The organism is Halalkalicoccus sp. CG83 (assembly GCF_037081715.1).
GTDB lineage: Archaea > Halobacteriota > Halobacteria > Halobacteriales > Halalkalicoccaceae > Halalkalicoccus > Halalkalicoccus ordinarius.
Genome location: NZ_JAZDDH010000001.1, coordinates 1,936,374 through 1,952,112, shown reverse-complemented (window position 1 = coordinate 1,952,112; position 15,739 = coordinate 1,936,374). Strand labels below are relative to the sequence as shown.

15 protein-coding genes, 1 tRNA gene and 1 pseudogene are annotated in these 15,739 nt (G+C 63.6%); 11 read left to right on the top strand and 6 right to left on the bottom strand.

Annotation, left to right across the window (positions count from 1 at the left end):
• Positions 1 to 301: 301 nt before the first annotated feature.
• The 5 genes from V0Z78_RS10230 (at position 302) to V0Z78_RS19050 (ending at position 2,751) form a co-directional block, all read left to right on the top strand.
• On the top strand, positions 302 to 1,180 hold the full coding sequence (locus V0Z78_RS10230) for a DUF5794 domain-containing protein (RefSeq protein ID WP_336344529.1): 879 nt from the start codon (positions 302 to 304) through the stop codon (positions 1,178 to 1,180).
• A gap of 36 nt (positions 1,181 to 1,216) precedes the next feature.
• Complete coding sequence (locus V0Z78_RS10225) at positions 1,217 to 1,462, top strand: DUF5795 family protein (protein WP_336344528.1); 246 nt, start codon at positions 1,217 to 1,219, stop codon at positions 1,460 to 1,462.
• A gap of 46 nt (positions 1,463 to 1,508) precedes the next feature.
• Positions 1,509 to 1,763: transfer RNA gene (locus tag V0Z78_RS10220), tRNA-Trp, on the top strand.
• Between the two features lie 129 nt (positions 1,764 to 1,892).
• Positions 1,893 to 2,228 carry a hypothetical protein gene (locus V0Z78_RS10215; RefSeq protein WP_336344527.1) on the top strand — a complete coding sequence of 112 codons (336 nt, stop codon included), beginning with the start codon at positions 1,893 to 1,895 and terminating at the stop codon, positions 2,226 to 2,228.
• A 133-nt stretch (positions 2,229 to 2,361) separates the two neighbouring features.
• A complete protein-coding gene (locus tag V0Z78_RS19050; protein WP_409338694.1) occupies positions 2,362 to 2,751 on the top strand; it encodes a DUF6326 family protein in 390 nt (129 codons plus the stop codon).
• 345 nt (positions 2,752 to 3,096) lie between these two features.
• Here V0Z78_RS19050 and V0Z78_RS10210 read toward each other — a convergent pair whose 3' ends face one another.
• Together V0Z78_RS10210 and V0Z78_RS10205 are read right to left on the bottom strand one after the other, a co-directional pair.
• Entirely contained in the window at positions 3,097 to 3,888 is a 792-nt protein-coding gene (locus V0Z78_RS10210) for an alpha/beta fold hydrolase (RefSeq protein ID WP_409338693.1), read from the bottom strand.
• An 89-nt stretch (positions 3,889 to 3,977) separates the two neighbouring features.
• Positions 3,978 to 4,811, bottom strand: a complete 834-nt coding sequence (locus V0Z78_RS10205) for an alpha/beta fold hydrolase (protein ID WP_336344525.1) — start codon at positions 4,809 to 4,811, stop codon at positions 3,978 to 3,980.
• Between the two features lie 1,090 nt (positions 4,812 to 5,901).
• On the opposite strand from V0Z78_RS10205, the pseudogene V0Z78_RS19045 reads away from it, so the two are divergent.
• A pseudogene (locus V0Z78_RS19045) lies at positions 5,902 to 6,318 on the top strand (ADP-ribosylglycohydrolase family protein); the annotation flags it as partial.
• A gap of 73 nt (positions 6,319 to 6,391) precedes the next feature.
• On the opposite strand, the gene V0Z78_RS10195 reads toward V0Z78_RS19045, so the two are convergent.
• Positions 6,392 to 7,216 carry a M14 family metallopeptidase gene (locus V0Z78_RS10195; protein WP_336344523.1) on the bottom strand — a complete coding sequence of 275 codons (825 nt, stop codon included), beginning with the start codon at positions 7,214 to 7,216 and terminating at the stop codon, positions 6,392 to 6,394.
• 461 nt (positions 7,217 to 7,677) lie between these two features.
• Between V0Z78_RS10195 and V0Z78_RS10190 the strand changes: the two genes are divergently transcribed.
• A complete protein-coding gene (locus tag V0Z78_RS10190; RefSeq protein WP_336344522.1) occupies positions 7,678 to 8,412 on the top strand; it encodes a competence/damage-inducible protein A in 735 nt (244 codons plus the stop codon).
• 444 nt (positions 8,413 to 8,856) lie between these two features.
• Here the strand turns inward: V0Z78_RS10190 and V0Z78_RS10185 are convergent, their stop codons facing one another.
• On the bottom strand, positions 8,857 to 9,048 hold the full coding sequence (locus V0Z78_RS10185) for a hypothetical protein (protein ID WP_336344521.1): 192 nt from the start codon (positions 9,046 to 9,048) through the stop codon (positions 8,857 to 8,859).
• A gap of 177 nt (positions 9,049 to 9,225) precedes the next feature.
• Here V0Z78_RS10185 and V0Z78_RS10180 point away from each other — a divergent pair, with 177 nt between their 5' ends.
• On the top strand, positions 9,226 to 9,465 hold the full coding sequence (locus V0Z78_RS10180) for a hypothetical protein (RefSeq protein WP_336344520.1): 240 nt from the start codon (positions 9,226 to 9,228) through the stop codon (positions 9,463 to 9,465).
• Positions 9,466 to 9,540: 75 nt separating this feature from the next.
• Here the strand turns inward: V0Z78_RS10180 and V0Z78_RS10175 are convergent, their stop codons facing one another.
• Positions 9,541 to 10,203, bottom strand: a complete 663-nt coding sequence (locus tag V0Z78_RS10175; RefSeq protein ID WP_336344519.1) for a 2,5-diamino-6-(ribosylamino)-4(3H)-pyrimidinone 5'-phosphate reductase — start codon at positions 10,201 to 10,203, stop codon at positions 9,541 to 9,543.
• 81 nt (positions 10,204 to 10,284) lie between these two features.
• On the opposite strand from V0Z78_RS10175, the gene V0Z78_RS10170 reads away from it, so the two are divergent.
• From V0Z78_RS10170 to V0Z78_RS10160, 3 genes are read left to right on the top strand one after another with little or no spacing between them, the layout of a single operon-like run.
• Positions 10,285 to 11,556: a Single-stranded DNA binding protein gene (locus V0Z78_RS10170; RefSeq protein ID WP_336344518.1), complete on the top strand. Its 1,272-nt coding sequence runs from the start codon at positions 10,285 to 10,287 to the stop codon at positions 11,554 to 11,556.
• The gene (locus V0Z78_RS10165; protein WP_336344517.1) at positions 11,553 to 13,148 is read left to right on the top strand and encodes a hypothetical protein; all 1,596 of its coding nucleotides are present in this window, start codon (positions 11,553 to 11,555) and stop codon (positions 13,146 to 13,148) included. Before V0Z78_RS10170 ends, V0Z78_RS10165 begins: the two co-directional genes overlap by 4 nt.
• A 4-nt stretch (positions 13,149 to 13,152) precedes the next feature.
• Positions 13,153 to 13,926, top strand: a complete 774-nt coding sequence (locus V0Z78_RS10160) for a metallophosphoesterase (protein ID WP_336344516.1) — start codon at positions 13,153 to 13,155, stop codon at positions 13,924 to 13,926.
• A gap of 33 nt (positions 13,927 to 13,959) precedes the next feature.
• On the opposite strand, the gene V0Z78_RS10155 is transcribed toward V0Z78_RS10160, so the two are convergent.
• The gene (locus V0Z78_RS10155) at positions 13,960 to 15,492 is read right to left on the bottom strand and encodes a TrkH family potassium uptake protein (RefSeq protein WP_336344515.1); all 1,533 of its coding nucleotides are present in this window, start codon (positions 15,490 to 15,492) and stop codon (positions 13,960 to 13,962) included.
• Positions 15,493 to 15,739 lie beyond the last annotated feature (247 nt).

Sequence of the window (15,739 nt, the reverse complement as noted above, 5' to 3'; positions counted from 1 at the left end):
ACCGCCGGTCGCTCCCGGTCGTCCGCTCGATCTCTGGACGTTCGGTCGATTCAGTACGGATATTCCTGGTCGTACGTCCTGCAGAGTGCCGACAGTCCCCACACAACGCTTATCAGCATTCATCATGATCGTTTCAGTATGGACGCACCCGACTCCGAACCACGGTGGATCGCCGGCCGAACGAGCGAGGACTTCGGCAGCCGGTTCACTACGTTCGGAACGCAGAACGGGTGCCAGGGGGCGACGCGAGCGAGCGCCGCGCGCGTGGGCCGCCGACCGTCGCGTTCGTTACGCTCTCGGCATGAGTAGCTCCCAACACCCCGTCGCGCTCACGCTCGAGCGCGCGTTCGGTCTCCACCGCACCGTCTCGGGGCCGACGAAGCTCCTCGCGCTCGTGATGTTCCTGCCCCTGATCGACGGGATCTTCCCCGCGCTGATCCTCGCGGGCGGGATCGACACGGTCGCGGGCATCGTTCAGGTCGGACTGCTGGTGTTCGGCGGCAGCGCGACGCTCGCGGTGATCCTCGCCGAGATGGACGGCACCCCTCGAGAGCAGGCGAGGGTCGTTCTGCTGGTCGCCGCCGGGCTGCTGCCGCTGGCCGCGCTCGAGGCCGCGCTCGCGCCGACGATCGCGAGCGTGCTCGATCTGGTGATCTTCGAACGCTTCGCCGCCCTGGTGATCGCCGCCATCGCCGCGAAGACCGCGAGCGCGCGCATCGGCGAGTACCTCCCCTCGCCCGCCGTGATCGTCGGCCTCGGCTTCGTCGCGAGCGTCGACCCCGGGAGCGCGGAACTGGTGTTCCTGCCGGATCCGGCCCTGGTCGTCCGAGCGGTCGCGGCCGCCGGCGTCGGCGTCGCCTTCGCGCTCGGCATCGCCCTGCTGGGGCCGTGGCTTCGGGAGAACGTCGACATCGATCGGTTTCGCTTCGGCAGCGCGGTCGCACTGGGCGTACTCCCGCTGACGCTTCTCGGCGTGACGCCGGATCAAGCGCCGCTCGCGGTGCTCGTCGTCGCGGGCGTGCTCGCCTTCGATCCGGGCTCCGGCGTCGAGCGCGAGACGGGACGGGAGGCGCTCGCGAACGGGGGCGAGGACGTCGAGGAGGACCGATCCGATCGGTGGGACGACGGTGACGACGACGTCACCTACACGACCGACGACGAGCGCGAACCCTGGCTGTAACGCGGTCTTTTTGTGGTCGGCGGACCGTCACCGGACATGGATCAGAACCGCGTCGTCCAGGGACGAATGGTGAATCCGCAGGGACTCGCCGAGATCATCGAGGAGGCCGAAAAAGGAGGCGACGGCGAGGTGATGGAGACCGACGGAATCGAGGACGCCGACCGGGAGTGTCCCGACTGCGGCGGAGACGTCCTCGAGGTGGGCTACATGCCGAGCGTCACTGAGTTCGTAACCGGACGCAAGTGCCAGGAGTGCGATTGGTACGAGACCGACCGCGAGTAGCGCGGATCGAAACCCCTTTAGGGCGATTGGACCTACCGGAGGACGCGGGGTCGTGGCCAAGCCCGGAATGGCGACTGACTCCAGAGGTATACACCGTCGGCCGCGCCCGTCGAACGGGGTCGCTGACCGTACTGCGACCCGTCCGACGACGGTCGGCTGCCGGTGTACACGCTCGGTGACGATACTCCAGACTGATATACCGAGCGGCCGACTGATCATCGGCCGCGTTGACGACCCTCTGGAGTACCGAGGCGTGACCGGAGATATCAGTCGATCGGGGGTTCAAATCCCTCCGACCCCATTCGGAATTTAATTCTTTCCCATTATTACCTAGAGAGATATTTGAGAAAAAATACCTGTTATCGACGCAGCTCAACCGCTGGATAGCCCATTTCCACCGACTGGTGCAGTATAGCGGAGGTGGACTAGCGTGAGTATCGAGTCGACCCCGGTCGGCGAGACCACACCGGCAGACCTCTCTGCTGGAAACGGAACGACTCGAAAGTCACTGCCGACGCCAGTATCCCACGGCGCTGGCGTGTCGACCACACTTGATGACGACGTCGCCATCTATAACGCCTTCCGTGATCTCTGGCGTGAACGCGATCTTTCTCCGGGTGATAAAATTGCGCTCGTTGAGGGTTTTGAGGCCGATTACCTCGAAGGAGATCTCGCACTTCTCTGGACGTCGAGCAGGTGGAAGGCAGGAATGGACAAAGGGCATGGCTGGAAACAGTGGTATAGCCACCAGCTACAATTATGCTGAATACAGAGGGTGAATCCAGCAGCCCCGTTTCGCCTCAAAAGCATAGCGTTATCCCCTAGCGAGTAGTCTATCATGATAGAACGACTTGAAAACCGAAAACAAGACAAGGCTGTTAGAAGACGCGAAGATCGATGTGAAACTGAAGCTGGCCGCCTTGTGGACATCGTTTATGTTTTTATATGTATACGTAGATCTTTTGGGGTTTTATAAGCCAGGGACTATTGAGGATATACTAATCGGAAAAGTATTCACGTTCCAAATTACGCCAACATTTATATCGGTTGCACTAGTATCAGTGACAATTCCGGGTTTGATGATTTTCCTGTCTCTGGCATTGCCGGCAAGAGTGAATCGCTGGACGAATATCGTCGTGGCAATACTCTATATTCCATATTCTTTATTCAATTTAGCGGGTGCTGCAGGTTGGCCACATTATTACTTTGGTGCTGGTGTAGAAGTTGTTCTTCTTGCACTCGTTATCTGGCTCGCCTGGAAATGGCCTCGGACTACAGGGAGTGTTTAAACTATGGAGACTAGAAATGCAGAAACTGGTGTGGGGAGCACCGGCCTTGGAATATCGCCGAATAGGCTTGCCAGAATCGCTGGTTTCCTGCATCTGAGTCTGATTCCACTCGGAGTTTTCGGGATACTATATGTCCCTCCGACCCCATATTTCGCTCCGAGCGCTCACGCGAGGAGCGAGGGCTATGCGAGCACCTGATTTGATTTTCAACGTCCTGCTGAATACGGAGAGTGGATGAAGAACGATGGTCGGAATTTGTTCGGATCAAATCGTATGGAACGGCCGCTCGGTACGGGGAGCAGATCGAACAGTTGTCGGAGCTGGGGGTGAATGATCGTCGGTCCGTTAGCTCGATCCACGGATGAACGCGAGTACTTCGTCGATGAAGCGGTCGGGTGCGGTATTCATCGCGGCGTGCGCCTGCCCGTCGAGGACGGCGATCCGACCGTCCGGAAGGGCGTCGTCGAGCACGTCCGTCGCGTCCTTGAGAAACGGGGCGCTCTCGCTCCCGGACAATAGCAAAGTCGGGATGGTCACCTCTGCAAACCGTGTAGCATCGAACTCGTATCCCTTCCGCGCCCGTTCCTCCCGGATGGCCGTATGGACGGCATCCACGCGGGCCGGCCAGTTCGGTGCCACGCGAAGCGCGTCGAGTTCCGCCGGAGGAACCCCGACGATCCCGCTGAAGAACCGGACCAGTGCCTGCTCGTTCTCACCGTCGTCCACGAGAGCCGTCATCTCGTCGAGGACGTCCTCGGTATCGGGGTCGTGATCGCTGACCGGTAGTGGCGGTTCGTACAGGACGAGTTTGTGAAGATTGTCGGTTTGCAGGGCTGCCTCCAGTGAACAGAGCGCCCCGTAGGAATGGCCGAGCAAGATCACGGGTTCATCGATCGACTCGACGACTGCCGCCACGTCCTCGAACTCTCGCTCGAGATCGTACTCCTCGGTATCGCCGCTCTCGCCCCGTCCACGTCGGTCGATCGCGTAGACGGTGAAGTGTTCTTCGAGGGCGGGGAGAACTGGTGCCCACCGGGTGTGGTCCGCGGTCGTCCCATGGACGAGTACGAGTGGTGGCCCATTCCCTGATCGTTCGAATGCGATCGGCGTATCATCCGCTGAAGTCACTGTTCCCATCCTCTCTCACTCGATAACTACGCTTGCGGTCCATGTGACCCTTCCGCACAGTTGGGCGAACAGTTACAGCAGGGAAACATTCAGAAATACTACCGGATTTCCTGAACGAACGCGACCACTTCGTCGATGAAGAGGTCCGGTGCGGTGTTCATCGCCACGTGTTCTTGGCCCTCTAACGTCGATATCCGGCTGTTCGGGAGCGCGTCGTTGACTGCGTTCGTCGCGTCCTTGACCCATTGTGGGCTTTCACCACCGACTAACAACAAGGTCGGTGTGGTCATGTTCGCGAATCGCTCCGGTTCAAACTCGTAGGATATGGGCGCTCGATACTCACGGGGCAACGTATCGGCCTCGTCCACGCGGGCCGACCAATTCGGGGCTGTCTGAAGGTCATCGATCTGTGATTCTGGCAGTCTGACGACCTCGCGTAGGAATAACAGTAGCGCCCGTTCGTTCTCACCGTCTTCCACCAGCGCCACTAACTCCTCGTATGTCGCCTCGGAGTAGATATGCCCTTCCTCCCACGGCCCAGCGGGTTCGTATACGATGAGACTACGCAAATTGTCGGTTCGTAGCGCTGCCTCGAGCGCACAGAGGCCGCCGTGGGAATGCCCGAGGAGATGAACCGGACCGTCAATCGAATCTACGACTGCGGCCACGTCTTCGAATTCCCGCTCCAGCGTATATTCGTCGATGTCACCGCTTTCGCCGTGTCCACGTCGGTCGATGGCGTACACCGTTGTGTGTTCCGCGAGCGTAGGCCGTACGTCGAACAGTTCCCACCGCGCGTGATTGCTAGCCATCCCGTGGACGAGCACGAGCGGTGGTCCACTCCCTGATCGTTCGAACGCGATCGACGTGCCATCCGCTGAAGTGACTGGTTCCATTTCTTCGTCCGTATCTGGTTTCGTTACGTTTGTCATGGAAGACCTCTTTATCGCGAGAACTCATCGGCCCAGGACATGGTGTCTGTCCACCGGATCGGAGAACGCTCACCTCTCTTAAGTCGTGGTGAACGATAACACTTCGCATTTTACGGCGATTACTGCTGCTTCAATCACCAACGGAAGAGATAGGCTGCACTGGACGATCCGACCCCGATCTCTACGGATCCGATCTGAACAGGACCCCTGCAAGATACGCGCTCTGTATTCATCACGCCGTTTTCAATATGTCCGGTGATCGTAACGTAGAATCCAGGCAACTATCTGAACGAATCACCATCTATAGACGATCTGTACAGCCACTCCAGGTAGAGAAAGAGGGAACGTTCCGTGCAGGTTGTCCGAAAGAACGGAAACGGCGACGGATTCGTTTACACGGAGAGGGCGACCAGGTGAAGACATCGGCGAATGAGACCTCGATCGATGCCGTTAATGATCCAATCCCACACTCTCTTCCGTCACTTCCTCCACTTGTTCATCAGAACGGGTCTTATCGTGGTTAGAGTCTAGTGACTATTTCCTCAGGAAACCGGATGTCAATGGTAACGCAGGAAGCAGATCCTGGACATCCGGAGACTCCAGTGGATTGCCCTCGATCACGCTGATCTCATCGGGCCTTATAATCTCGTATCCTCTACCGGCGTATAGACCTTATGGATCTGTGAACCTCTTAACCCCTCTCGTGATCCTCCGAAGGAAATTCACCGGTAGATCAGCTCTGACCAGTACCTTGCAGACGGAGATTTAAACCAGTGTACATGGTTAGCGGGCCTCGTCTACTGACCATATTTAAGCCAGGGAGCGCCTACGAGGAGATCAATCGTGCTGATTTCAGAGGATATGAGAAAAGGGTCGTACTCATAAACGACGAGGGGTCACGATATGGGATATAGCTCTCACGACGACTCGAATTACATCGAACCTCGCTCAGGAGAGGAACCCCACTTCAACGAGCAAGATCTAACGGAAAAGACGAAGAAGAGCAGTAACGCTGGATCCCGATGACCACGTCGTATCAACGGTAGTTGTTGTAGCGAAAAGAACGAGAGGGATACCCGAAATCAGTCGTATGGTCCCAATGGATCACGGAGCAGGTGTTTTGTTGGGACTAGCCTGTGGTAATGCACTCGGCGAACCGGTCGAAGGGTGGTCGCCTGATCGTATCACCGCGGAACATGGAACACTCACCGAATTCGTCACCGGTCGCGTCCCGCCTGGCGGACTCACCGATGATACGGAGCAAGCACTCCGATTGGCCCGGAGTCTCGTCGAGTGTAACGAGTTCGACCCGGACGACGTCTCTCGACGGTTCGTCGAGTGGTTCGAAAGTGGGGCTGTCGGCATCGGTGGGTTGACGCGTCGCGTTCTCAGCCGGCTTGCTGACGGTGATCACTGGGATCAGGTGAGTGAAGACGTCTGGGAGGTAAGCCCCGAGGGGCGGAACGCAGGCAACGGGAGCGTAATGCGATGTGCCCCGCTCGCTGTAGCGTATACCCATGCACCCGACGAATTAGCGGCCGTGAGTTACCTCCTACTCCGAACGCTGACCGGGACGACGGCTACCCAGGGGTCTCCCGTCTTCGATCCTCGTCGAGCCACGTCTCTTTTACCTCCTCGAGCGATTCGCCGATCTTGCGTCCCTTGTAGCCGAAGACGTCTTCTGAGCCGTGCTCGGACATCATTATCGGCCAGAACGGCTCGTCGGCGATCAGATCTTCCCCGTCGACGTTCGCGTAGGTAGCCCCCGCGGGAACACGCTCGAAGTTCTCAACGTATAACTCGTAGCACGTTCCAGAAGGCTTCGGAACGGGCTCGTACATATGGAAGAAGTCCGGATCGGCGTCGGGTGGCTCGTTGGGGAGCGCGTCCACTCGCTTGAGGAACGCACGGGCCTGGTGTTCAGCGGCCGCAGCCGCTTCCTCGGAGTCCTCCGAAGCGAGCTCGATCTCGACGCTAAAGCCACAGGTAGTGATCGTCTGCTCGTTCACCCCCCAGTGATCGACGACGTGTGGCACGGGCAGCCGTGCGGCCAGGTCGAACTCTCGGGGTTGGGAGCTGTGTATGAGCGCGAACGGCGTGGGCTCGGCCTCGGTAGCGTGCAGTGAGAGCGTCGTCCGGCCCTCGACGAACTCGCAGAGGCGGGCGGCGATCCGTTCTTCTCGATCACCGTCCGGATCGCCGGGAAACACGCGGTTGAGATCCGAGTCGAGGTAGCGTTCGCCGGCCTCGATCGCGGCCGGATTGGCGAGCACGAACGCGACACTTCGCTGAAGGTCCAACTCGGCCTCACGCAGGCGGCGTACCGCACGGATGCCACTTCGCTCGTCGCCGTGGACGCCGCCGATAACTACGACCTCGGGCTCCCCTGGGCCCCGAACGGTCACGTCGAGTGGTCCGGAGTTAGTTTCCACGATACTACAATGATAGAGGGTGACGCTTCCTAAGACTTCGTGATCGTCTAGAGCAAGAGTCCGTCGCGGTCGGTACTGTAACGCCGGAAGTGATCGATGTACCCGGCGAGGCGGTCCGGCGATCGGATCGCCTCGAAAGGTGGTCGGCGAGCGGTACGTGATTGGCGAGCGGTGCGGCGGTCAGCGGGCGATACGGGCGCGGTGTGCGTGTCGTGTGCTGAATGTGGTGTCTCAGGTCAGATCTGATCTGGTCGTCTGACGGTGCAACGATCTCGTTCTTGCCCACCGATCCTGTGTCGGCGGACGCATGTGGTAGTATACCACGTATCACTATAAGTCTTTCTGACAGTCGAACGTCCGGCTCGGTGTCGAGTCGCACGGGTATCGGCGCTCGACCGCGCCTTTTTCCTCCTCGGCGGGCGTCGTATCCGTCGATGGAAGTCGCCATTCTCACCGTCGGCGACGAGGTGCTCGCGGGCGATACGGCGAACACGAACGCGACGTGGCTCGCAGGCCGACTCACCGAGGCCGGCGCGACGGTCGCCCGCATCCTCACGGTGCCGGACGACCGCCGGCTCATCACGGAGACGATTCGCAGGTGGGCCGAGACCTTCGACGCAGTGATCGTGACGGGCGGGCTGGGCGGTACCCACGACGACGTCACCGCGGACGCCATCGCCGACGCGTTCGATCGGGAGCTCGTCGTGGACGAGAGCGTCCGCGAGGACGTGATCGCGACCGTCGCCGCGTACCGGGACGAGAACCCCGACGTGATGGAGGCCCACGACGTGGAGATCGACGTCGACGCGTGGGCAGCGTTGCCGGCGGGGAGCCGAGCGCTGCTCAACCCGGAGGGACTCTGCCCGGGGTGCGTCCTCGAGAACGTCTACGCGTTTCCGGGGGTGCCTGACGAGATGAAGGCGCTGTTCGAACGGGTCGCCGCGGAGTTCGACGGCGACGTACTCTCGGCGACGCTCTATACCCCCCAGCCGGAGGGGTCGATGATCGACGCGCTCGCGGGCGTCCGGGATCGGTTCGACGTGTCGGTCGGGAGCTACCCCTCGACGGAGGAGCGAAACCGGCTGAAGCTGACCGCCACCGATCCCGACGACCTCGATCGGGCAGTCTCCTGGTTGCGCGGACGAATCGAGGTCGTCCCCCGGGAGTAGCCGTTCCCGTTAAACGAACCGTCCCGCCGGTCGGGTGGCCGAACGGCGTAGACCGAGGGGTCAGCGGGTAGCTCGCGGAGACGGATCGAAGGTGAGGGTTGTTTCGAACCCCAGGTGGATGAGAGTTAGACGGATCGCACGCCCCTTCGGTGGATGAGCTTTCCCGGTCCGCTCCGAGAGTCCGTCGTGCCTCCGACTGACAGCATTTTCCCTTCCACGGAACACGTCAAAAAGCCTGTTGAGAACGGGAATGAACGCGTATGAAGGGGTATGAATCACTCACGTTCACCCGAGCACGAACGCGGACGCAACCAGTTGCGCGATCACGGGTCGATCGACGTCGGACCGGATGGCAACGGTCCGTGTGGCTGGCGGCGATACGACCCTCGACGATCGCGCTCGACGAACGTTATTCGAGGTCGTAGATGAGGGCCCCTACCAGCGTCACTCGAACGCGTCGGCGTTCTCGCCCTGTTCGAGGACCTGGTACTCCGCGTCGTCACAGCACCGCCCCTCGTCCGCGCCGATCGGGTGGATGTGTCCGTCCTCCCAGACCCGAACCGGCGTGATCTCACCGCAACCGTCACAGATCGCTACCGCCTTGGTTTTCTCACCCTCCTCCGTCGTCTCGCTCATTATCGAATACGGTAGCGTTGCTGTTATATCAGGGTATTCATCTCCGGGCGAGCAGCACGTTCGAGACCCGATCCGGCGTGGGGTGTCGTACCCGTCCACGGACCGGGGAGGGTCGAGCGCTCAGATCCCGCGCGGCAGACCAGAAAGACTATTTTTAGCTGTCGACTGGAGAACGGTATGTACGAGGAGCTGATCGAGGTAGCCGTTCACGCAGTTCTGCTGGTATTCTACAGCGTTCTCACCGTCTCGCTTACTGCGGCGAGCGCGCTCGTCGAGTACAGAAGCTATACGATCGTGAGTTCGGGCGACGTCCTCCTCGCCGGCTGGATGGCGGTCATCGGACTCGTGGTGCTCGTCTTCGCCTACCTCGTGCTGAGCGACAAGGCCATGGCCGAGTACCGACACCTGACCGGGTAGTCCGGAACCACCTCGCGTTCGATCCTTCGCCGTTCTCCGACGACGTACGGCTCCGCCGACGAGCCGTCAGGTCGATCACCGGACGCGCCAACGAAGCAACACACCCCCGTCGATCCGCTCGACGGTCGCCAGTTCGAGGTCGGGAAATCCCTCGATGAACCCCTCGCCGTCCGCGAGCGTCGGCGCCTCCCGTCCGCCGACGACGGTCGGTCCGACGAACGTCGAGAGCTCGTCGACCAGCCCGGCCTCGAACAGCGAGAAGATCAGTTCGCCACCGCCCTCGACCATCAACCGGTCGATCCCTCGGGCCTCGAGCGCGGAGAGCGCCTCGAGAGGGTCGACGCGTTCCTCGCCCGCGACGACGACCGTCGCTCCCCGCTCCGCGAGCGTCTCGGTTCGTTCGGCGGGGGCGGCCTCGCTCACGAGCAGGTAGGTCGTCGCGCTCTCGTCGACGATCCGTGCGTCGGGCGGCGTCCGGGCCCGCGAGTCGGCGACCACCCGTGCGGGGTGGGGCGACTCGCCCCGCTGTTCGCGAGCGGCGATCCGCTCCTCGTCGTCGAGCGTGAGATGGGGGTCGTCCGCCAGTACGGTGCCGACGCCGACCATCACGGCGTCGTTCCCGGCTCGAAGCTCGTCGACCCGATCGAAGTCGGCGGGGCCGCTGATCGTGAGCTGTTCGCGCCGGCGAGTCGAGAGCTTCCCGTCGGCGCTGATCGCGGCGTTGACGACGACGTGCATGGCCCCACTACGAGAGCCGGCGATAACCACTTTCGGTGCGCCGTCCGACTCTTTTTAACCGGGCAGGATCAAGGAGGAGTGATGAGCGTAGAGGACCGCGCCGAGGAGCTCGCCTCCGACCTCGGTGTCGACAAAGAGGAGGTCAGACAGGATCTCGAAAACCTCGTCTCCTACAGCGTGCCGATGGACGAGGCCGTCCAGAGTCTCCGCCGGAAGTACGGCGGAGGCGGCGGTGGTGGCGGCGAGCCCGAATCGAAGGAGATCGGCCGAATCACGACCGAGGACTCGAACGTGACCGTCACCGCGCGGGTGCTCACGGCCGGCAAGCGCTCGATCCGCTATCAGGGCCAGGAACAGGTCATCACGGAGGGCGTACTCGCCGATGGGAGCGGGCGGATCGACTACACCGCCTGGGAGGAGTTCGGCCTCTCGCCGGGCGATACGATCACCGCGGGCAACGCGGGCGTCCGCGAGTGGGACGACCAGCCTGAGCTCAACCTCGGCGAGAGCACCACGCTCGTCTTCGAGGACAGCTCGTTAGAAGTGCCCTACGACGTCGGCGGCGAGATCGCCCTCGACGAGGCCGAGCCCGGTGACCGCGGACTCAGCGTCGAGGCCCGCGTGATCGAGGTCGAGACTCGAACGATCGACGGCCGCGACGGCGAGACGGAGATACTCAGCGGCGTGCTCGCCGACGAGAGCGCGCGCCTACCCTTTACCGACTGGGAGCCCCGCCCCGAGATCGAGGAGGGCGCGGACCTCCGGTTCGAGAACGTCTACGTCCGGGAGTTCCGCGGCGCCCCCTCGATCAACTGTTCGGAGTTCACGACGGTCTCGGCGCTCGACCGACCGGTCGAGGTGACAGAGGACGCCCCCCGCGCGCCGATCGGCGAGGCGATCGAAGGCGGCGGCGCCTTCGACGTCGAACTCGTCGGGACGGTCGTCGCGGTGCGCGACGGCTCCGGACTGATCCAGCGCTGTCCCGAGTGCGGCCGAATGGTCCAGAAGGGCCAGTGTCGCAGCCACGGCGAGGTCGACGGCGAGGACGACCTCCGGGTGAAGGCGATCCTCGACGACGGCACCGGTACCGTCACGGCGATCCTGGGCACCGATCTCACCCGCGAGATCTACGGCGGCGGCATCGAGGCCGCGCGCGAACAGGCCCGTGAGGCGATGGACCAGGAGGTCGTCGCCGACTCGATCCGCGAGACACTCGTCGGACGGGAGTACGCCATCCGCGGCTCGCTCAGCATCGACGACTACGGCGCGAACCTCAACGCGACCGAGTTCGCGGCCGTCTCGGAGACGCCCGCCGAACGCGCCGAGGCGCTCCTCGCGGAGGCGGGCGAATGAGCGGAAGCGACGCGCCGGGACGACGCGAGGTCGCCCACCGGCTGTTCGCCGCGGAGTTCGACGCCGCCGACCTCGAGTACGCCGACAGCGACGAGGAGCGCGCCCCGAAGTACGTGATCGTCCCCACGGGAGCGCGGGTCAACCGGCTGTTCGTCGTCGGCGTCCTCACCGAACTCGAACGCGTCAACGAGGAGGTGGTCCGCGCCCGGGTCGTCGATCCGACCGGCGCGTTCGTGGTCTACGCCGGCCAGTACCAGCCCGACGCGCTCGCCTTCCTCGAACGCACGGAGCCGCCGGCGTTCGTCGCGGTTACGGGGAAGGCCAACGCCTTCCAGCCCGAGGACTCCGATCGCGTGTTCACGTCGATCCGGCCCGAGAGCGTCGCGGAAGTCGACGCCGAGACCCGCGACCGCTGGACCGTCCAGGCCGCGGCCCACACCCTCGATCGGATCGCCGAGTTCGCCCAGTCGTTCGAGGTCGACGGGGGGGACCTGGAGGAGGCGCTGATCGAAGCCGGGCTCGATTCCGAACGGGCGAGCGGGATCGCGCTCGCTCGCGACCACTACGGGACAACGCCGGCCTACCTCGACGCGCTGCGCGAGAGCGCGCTCGACGCCGCGAGACAGGTCGCCGGCGAGGTCGACTCCGTCGACGCCCCCGGGATCGCTCCGGACGAGGACGACGGTCGCGAGACCTCGATCTCGGAGCTGCAGGGGTCCGTGGAGGCGGCACCGACCGCCGTCGACACCGAGGACGAACCCGTCACCGCGCACGAACCCGAGGAATCGGGAAGCGAACCGGCCACGGGCGGCTCCGAGCCGTCGGAGGCCGAGATCGAGGCCAAAGCCGAGACGACCGCCCCCGAACCCGAGGCAGTGGAGCCGGACGCGACGCACACATCGGAGACCGGCACCGGGCCGGGAGAGGGCGAACAGGGACCGTCCGGTTCGGCCGTCGGGAGGGACGTGGACGCCGAAGCGAGCGCGGAAACGGAAACGAAAGCGGAGTCGGAGCCGACGACCGAAGGAACGACCGACGATCTCGGCGACTTCGAGCCGTCGGGTTCGACGTCGACCGAGGAGTCCGAGCCGGAAACGGCGTCGGAGCCCGATGCGGAAGCGACGCCCGCGTCCGACGAGCCGACGGCAGCAGCCGACGAGGAGGCGTTCTACGAGCTCGACGACGAGGAACGCGCCGAGGTCGAGGAGGAGTTCGGCGTTGACTTCTCGACCGGCGGGGAGGTCGACGAGCCCGGCGAGGCGGGGATCGACGTCCCCGATGCGGACGAACTGGCCGACCTCGAAGCCCAGGCCGAGACCGAAACCGAGGAGGTATCGGCCGGCGCTCCCGAGGAGGACGCCGAGGCCGAATCGGAGGACGAGGAGGAAGGGTCGGACGTCAACGTCGAGGACGCCGCGATGGAGACGATGCGAGAGCTCGCCGGCGGCGACGGCGCCGATCGCTCGGAGGTCGTCTCCCGGGTCGCGGAGGAGCACGGGGTCGACGCCGACGCCGTCGACGACGCCATCGAGAGCGCGCTGATGAGCGGTCGGTGCTACGAGCCCCAGGACGGCGTGCTGAAGCCGATCTGACCGGATGGGGCGCGTCGATCCGATCCCCGACGAGCCGGCGGCGGTCGCCGACCTCGGCGACGAGCGCGCGCTCGTGATCGCCGACTACCACGCCGGGATCGAGCAGGCGCTCAGATACGAGAACGGCGTCGAGGTCTCGAGCCGGGCGGAACGACGCCGCGAGCACGTCCATCGACTGCTCCGCCGAGCGAAGGCGGATCGCCTGGTCGTGCTCGGCGACTTCATGCACTCGATCGGCGGGCCCGGCGGCGCCGAGCGCGGCGAGATCGAGGTCCTTCTCGAGTCGCTTTCTACCCCCGTGACGATCGTAAAGGGCAACCACGACGGCGACGTCGAGTCGGTGATCGAGCAGGCACGCTCGCCCCGAACCCCGGGATCGATCCCCGAGGTGACGGTCACGGACGGGAGCGGTCGCCGGCTCGGCGACGTGGGGTTCGTCCACGGGCATAGCTGGCCCGATGGCGAGGTGCTCGGCGCGCGGACCGTCTGTATGGGCCACGAACACCCCCGCGTCCGGCTGACCGACGAGGTGGGCGGGAGTCGCGTCGAACGCGCCTGGCTGCGAGGCCGGCTCGTTCGCGAGACCTTCGAGGGCCGTACCGGCGTGTCGTGGAACGACCCCGAACTCGTCGTCTTCCCGGCGTTCAACGACCTCGTGGGCGGGACCTGGATCAACGCCGACCAGGAGTTCCTCTGTCCGTTCCTCCCCGACGGCCTCGCCGACGGCGAGGCGTACCTGCTCGACGGAACGAGACTCGGCTCCTACGTCGATATCTGAGGGTCGAGTCGGGAGACGGCCCGGCGCAGGCGATCAGCTCCGCCAGTACGACGGCGTGAGGATCACCACTACCGAGAGGATCTCCAGTCGACCGATCCACATGAGAAACACCATGTAGAGCTTCGCCGTGTCGGAGAACGGCAGGTAGCTGTCCATCGGTCCGACGATACCGAACCCGGGTCCGATGTTCCCGAGCGTCGCCATGGCGACGCTCATCGCCTCGAGCGTCGTCAGCGAGATTCCGGTCCGAACCCCGTCGAGGAATATCAGTACCGTCGACAGGGCGAAGACGGCGAAGAACGCAAGCGTGAGGATGAAGATGCCACGGATCGCCTCCTCGTCGATGATCTCGTTGGCCATCCGGATCGGACGCACCGCCTCGGGATGGACCGTCGTGAACAGCTCTCGGCCGGCGGACCGGCCGATCACGTACCACCGAATGATCTTTATCGAGCCGGCCGCGGATCCGGCCGAACCCCCGAGGAACATGGCGAACATGAGGATCGACTGCGTCGGTGCGCTCCACGTGTTGAAGTCCATGCTGGCGTACCCGGTTGTCGTGACGATGGCGATCACCTGGAACAGCGCCTGGCGAGCGGAGTGTTCGGCGTCGCCCGGGATGGGGTCGATCTCGGCGGGGACCTCCGCGAGGCCGACGTCCACGAACAGGAGAATCGCGACGAGCGTGCCGAGGACGCCGATCGCGCCGAGATAGGTGCGGAACTCGGAGTTGCCGAACAGCCGGTCCGGATGGCCGTGAAACGCGTACCAGAGCAGGGCGAAGTTGGTGCCGGCGACGATCATGAACGGCATCACCGCCCACTGGATCGCGGGCGAGAACGCCTCGATGCTCCTGGCCTCGGGCGAGAACCCGCCGGTCGGCATCGTCGTGAACGCGTGGGCGACGGCGTTGTAGAGGTCCATATTGGGTGCCAGCCCGGCGAGATGGAGCCCGTAGTAGAGAAGGCAGGCGAGGAGGGTGAAGCCGATGTAGACCGTCCAGAGTGCGCGTGCGGTCTCCTTGATGTGTGGCGTGAGTTTGTCGATGCCGAAGCCGGGCGCTTCGTTCTTGACGAGCTGTGCCCCGCCCACGGAGAGTTCGGGAAGGATGGCGACCATGAGCACGACGATCCCCATGCCGCCGAGCCACTGGGTGAGCTGGCGCCACATCAGCAGCGAGCGCGAGTGCTGCTCGACGCTGATCTCGCCGAGCACCGTCGCGCCGGTGGTAGTGAAGCCACTCATGCTCTCGAACAGCGCGTTCACGGGGTGGGCCACCGTTCCCTGTCCCGCGATGAGATAGGGCAGGGTGCCGAGAAGCGGGACCGCGAGCCACGTCAGGCCGATGAACAGGAACCCCTCGCGGTGGCCGAGGTCCGGTTCGGGATCGAGCCGTTCGAGCGCGGTACCGAGGACGAACGCGACGAGGATCGTCGCGACGAACGGGAGGACGCTCTCGCGATAGACGAGCGCTATCGCGACCGGAACGAACAACGGGACGGACATGTATCTGAGCACGGTTCCGACGAGGCTCAGGCAGGCTTCGTGGTCGACGTGAGTTCTCATCGATGGGTAGGGTAGGTAAGGCCGAGCGACGTTCGTCCGGTGACGTCTCCCTCGATATCGTACTCTCCGCATCGGATCGGGCGGGGACGCCGATGTGGAAAGCGCTCGTTTACAGTCCCCTCGGGGAGTTCCTTGAGCGTTGCTATGTGGATTACGTCCCTCCCGTCTCCGAGGGGTGAACCCGTCGAACGCCGAGGAGGATTCGGGACGATCGGATCGAAATCCACACGGGGAAATCGGCGTGAAC

Bases quoted from the DNA above. Each gene is read 5' to 3' on its own strand.
- V0Z78_RS10225 (WP_336344528.1), top strand. From the start codon at position 1,217: ATGGATCAGAACCGCGTCGTCCAGGGACGAATGGTGAATCCGCAGGGA.
- V0Z78_RS10230 (WP_336344529.1), top strand. From the start codon at position 302: ATGAGTAGCTCCCAACACCCCGTCGCGCTCACGCTCGAGCGCGCGTTC.
- V0Z78_RS10190 (WP_336344522.1), top strand. From the start codon at position 7,678: ATGGAAGTCGCCATTCTCACCGTCGGCGACGAGGTGCTCGCGGGCGAT.
- V0Z78_RS10165 (WP_336344517.1), top strand. From the start codon at position 11,553: ATGAGCGGAAGCGACGCGCCGGGACGACGCGAGGTCGCCCACCGGCTG.
- V0Z78_RS10210 (WP_409338693.1), bottom strand. From the start codon at position 3,888: ATGGGAACAGTGACTTCAGCGGATGATACGCCGATCGCATTCGAACGA.
- V0Z78_RS10175 (WP_336344519.1), bottom strand. From the start codon at position 10,203: ATGCACGTCGTCGTCAACGCCGCGATCAGCGCCGACGGGAAGCTCTCG.
- V0Z78_RS10155 (WP_336344515.1), bottom strand. From the start codon at position 15,492: ATGAGAACTCACGTCGACCACGAAGCCTGCCTGAGCCTCGTCGGAACC.
- V0Z78_RS10205 (WP_336344525.1), bottom strand. From the start codon at position 4,811: ATGACAAACGTAACGAAACCAGATACGGACGAAGAAATGGAACCAGTC.
- V0Z78_RS10185 (WP_336344521.1), bottom strand. From the start codon at position 9,048: ATGAGCGAGACGACGGAGGAGGGTGAGAAAACCAAGGCGGTAGCGATC.
- V0Z78_RS10170 (WP_336344518.1), top strand. From the start codon at position 10,285: ATGAGCGTAGAGGACCGCGCCGAGGAGCTCGCCTCCGACCTCGGTGTC.
- V0Z78_RS10160 (WP_336344516.1), top strand. From the start codon at position 13,153: ATGGGGCGCGTCGATCCGATCCCCGACGAGCCGGCGGCGGTCGCCGAC.
- V0Z78_RS10180 (WP_336344520.1), top strand. From the start codon at position 9,226: ATGTACGAGGAGCTGATCGAGGTAGCCGTTCACGCAGTTCTGCTGGTA.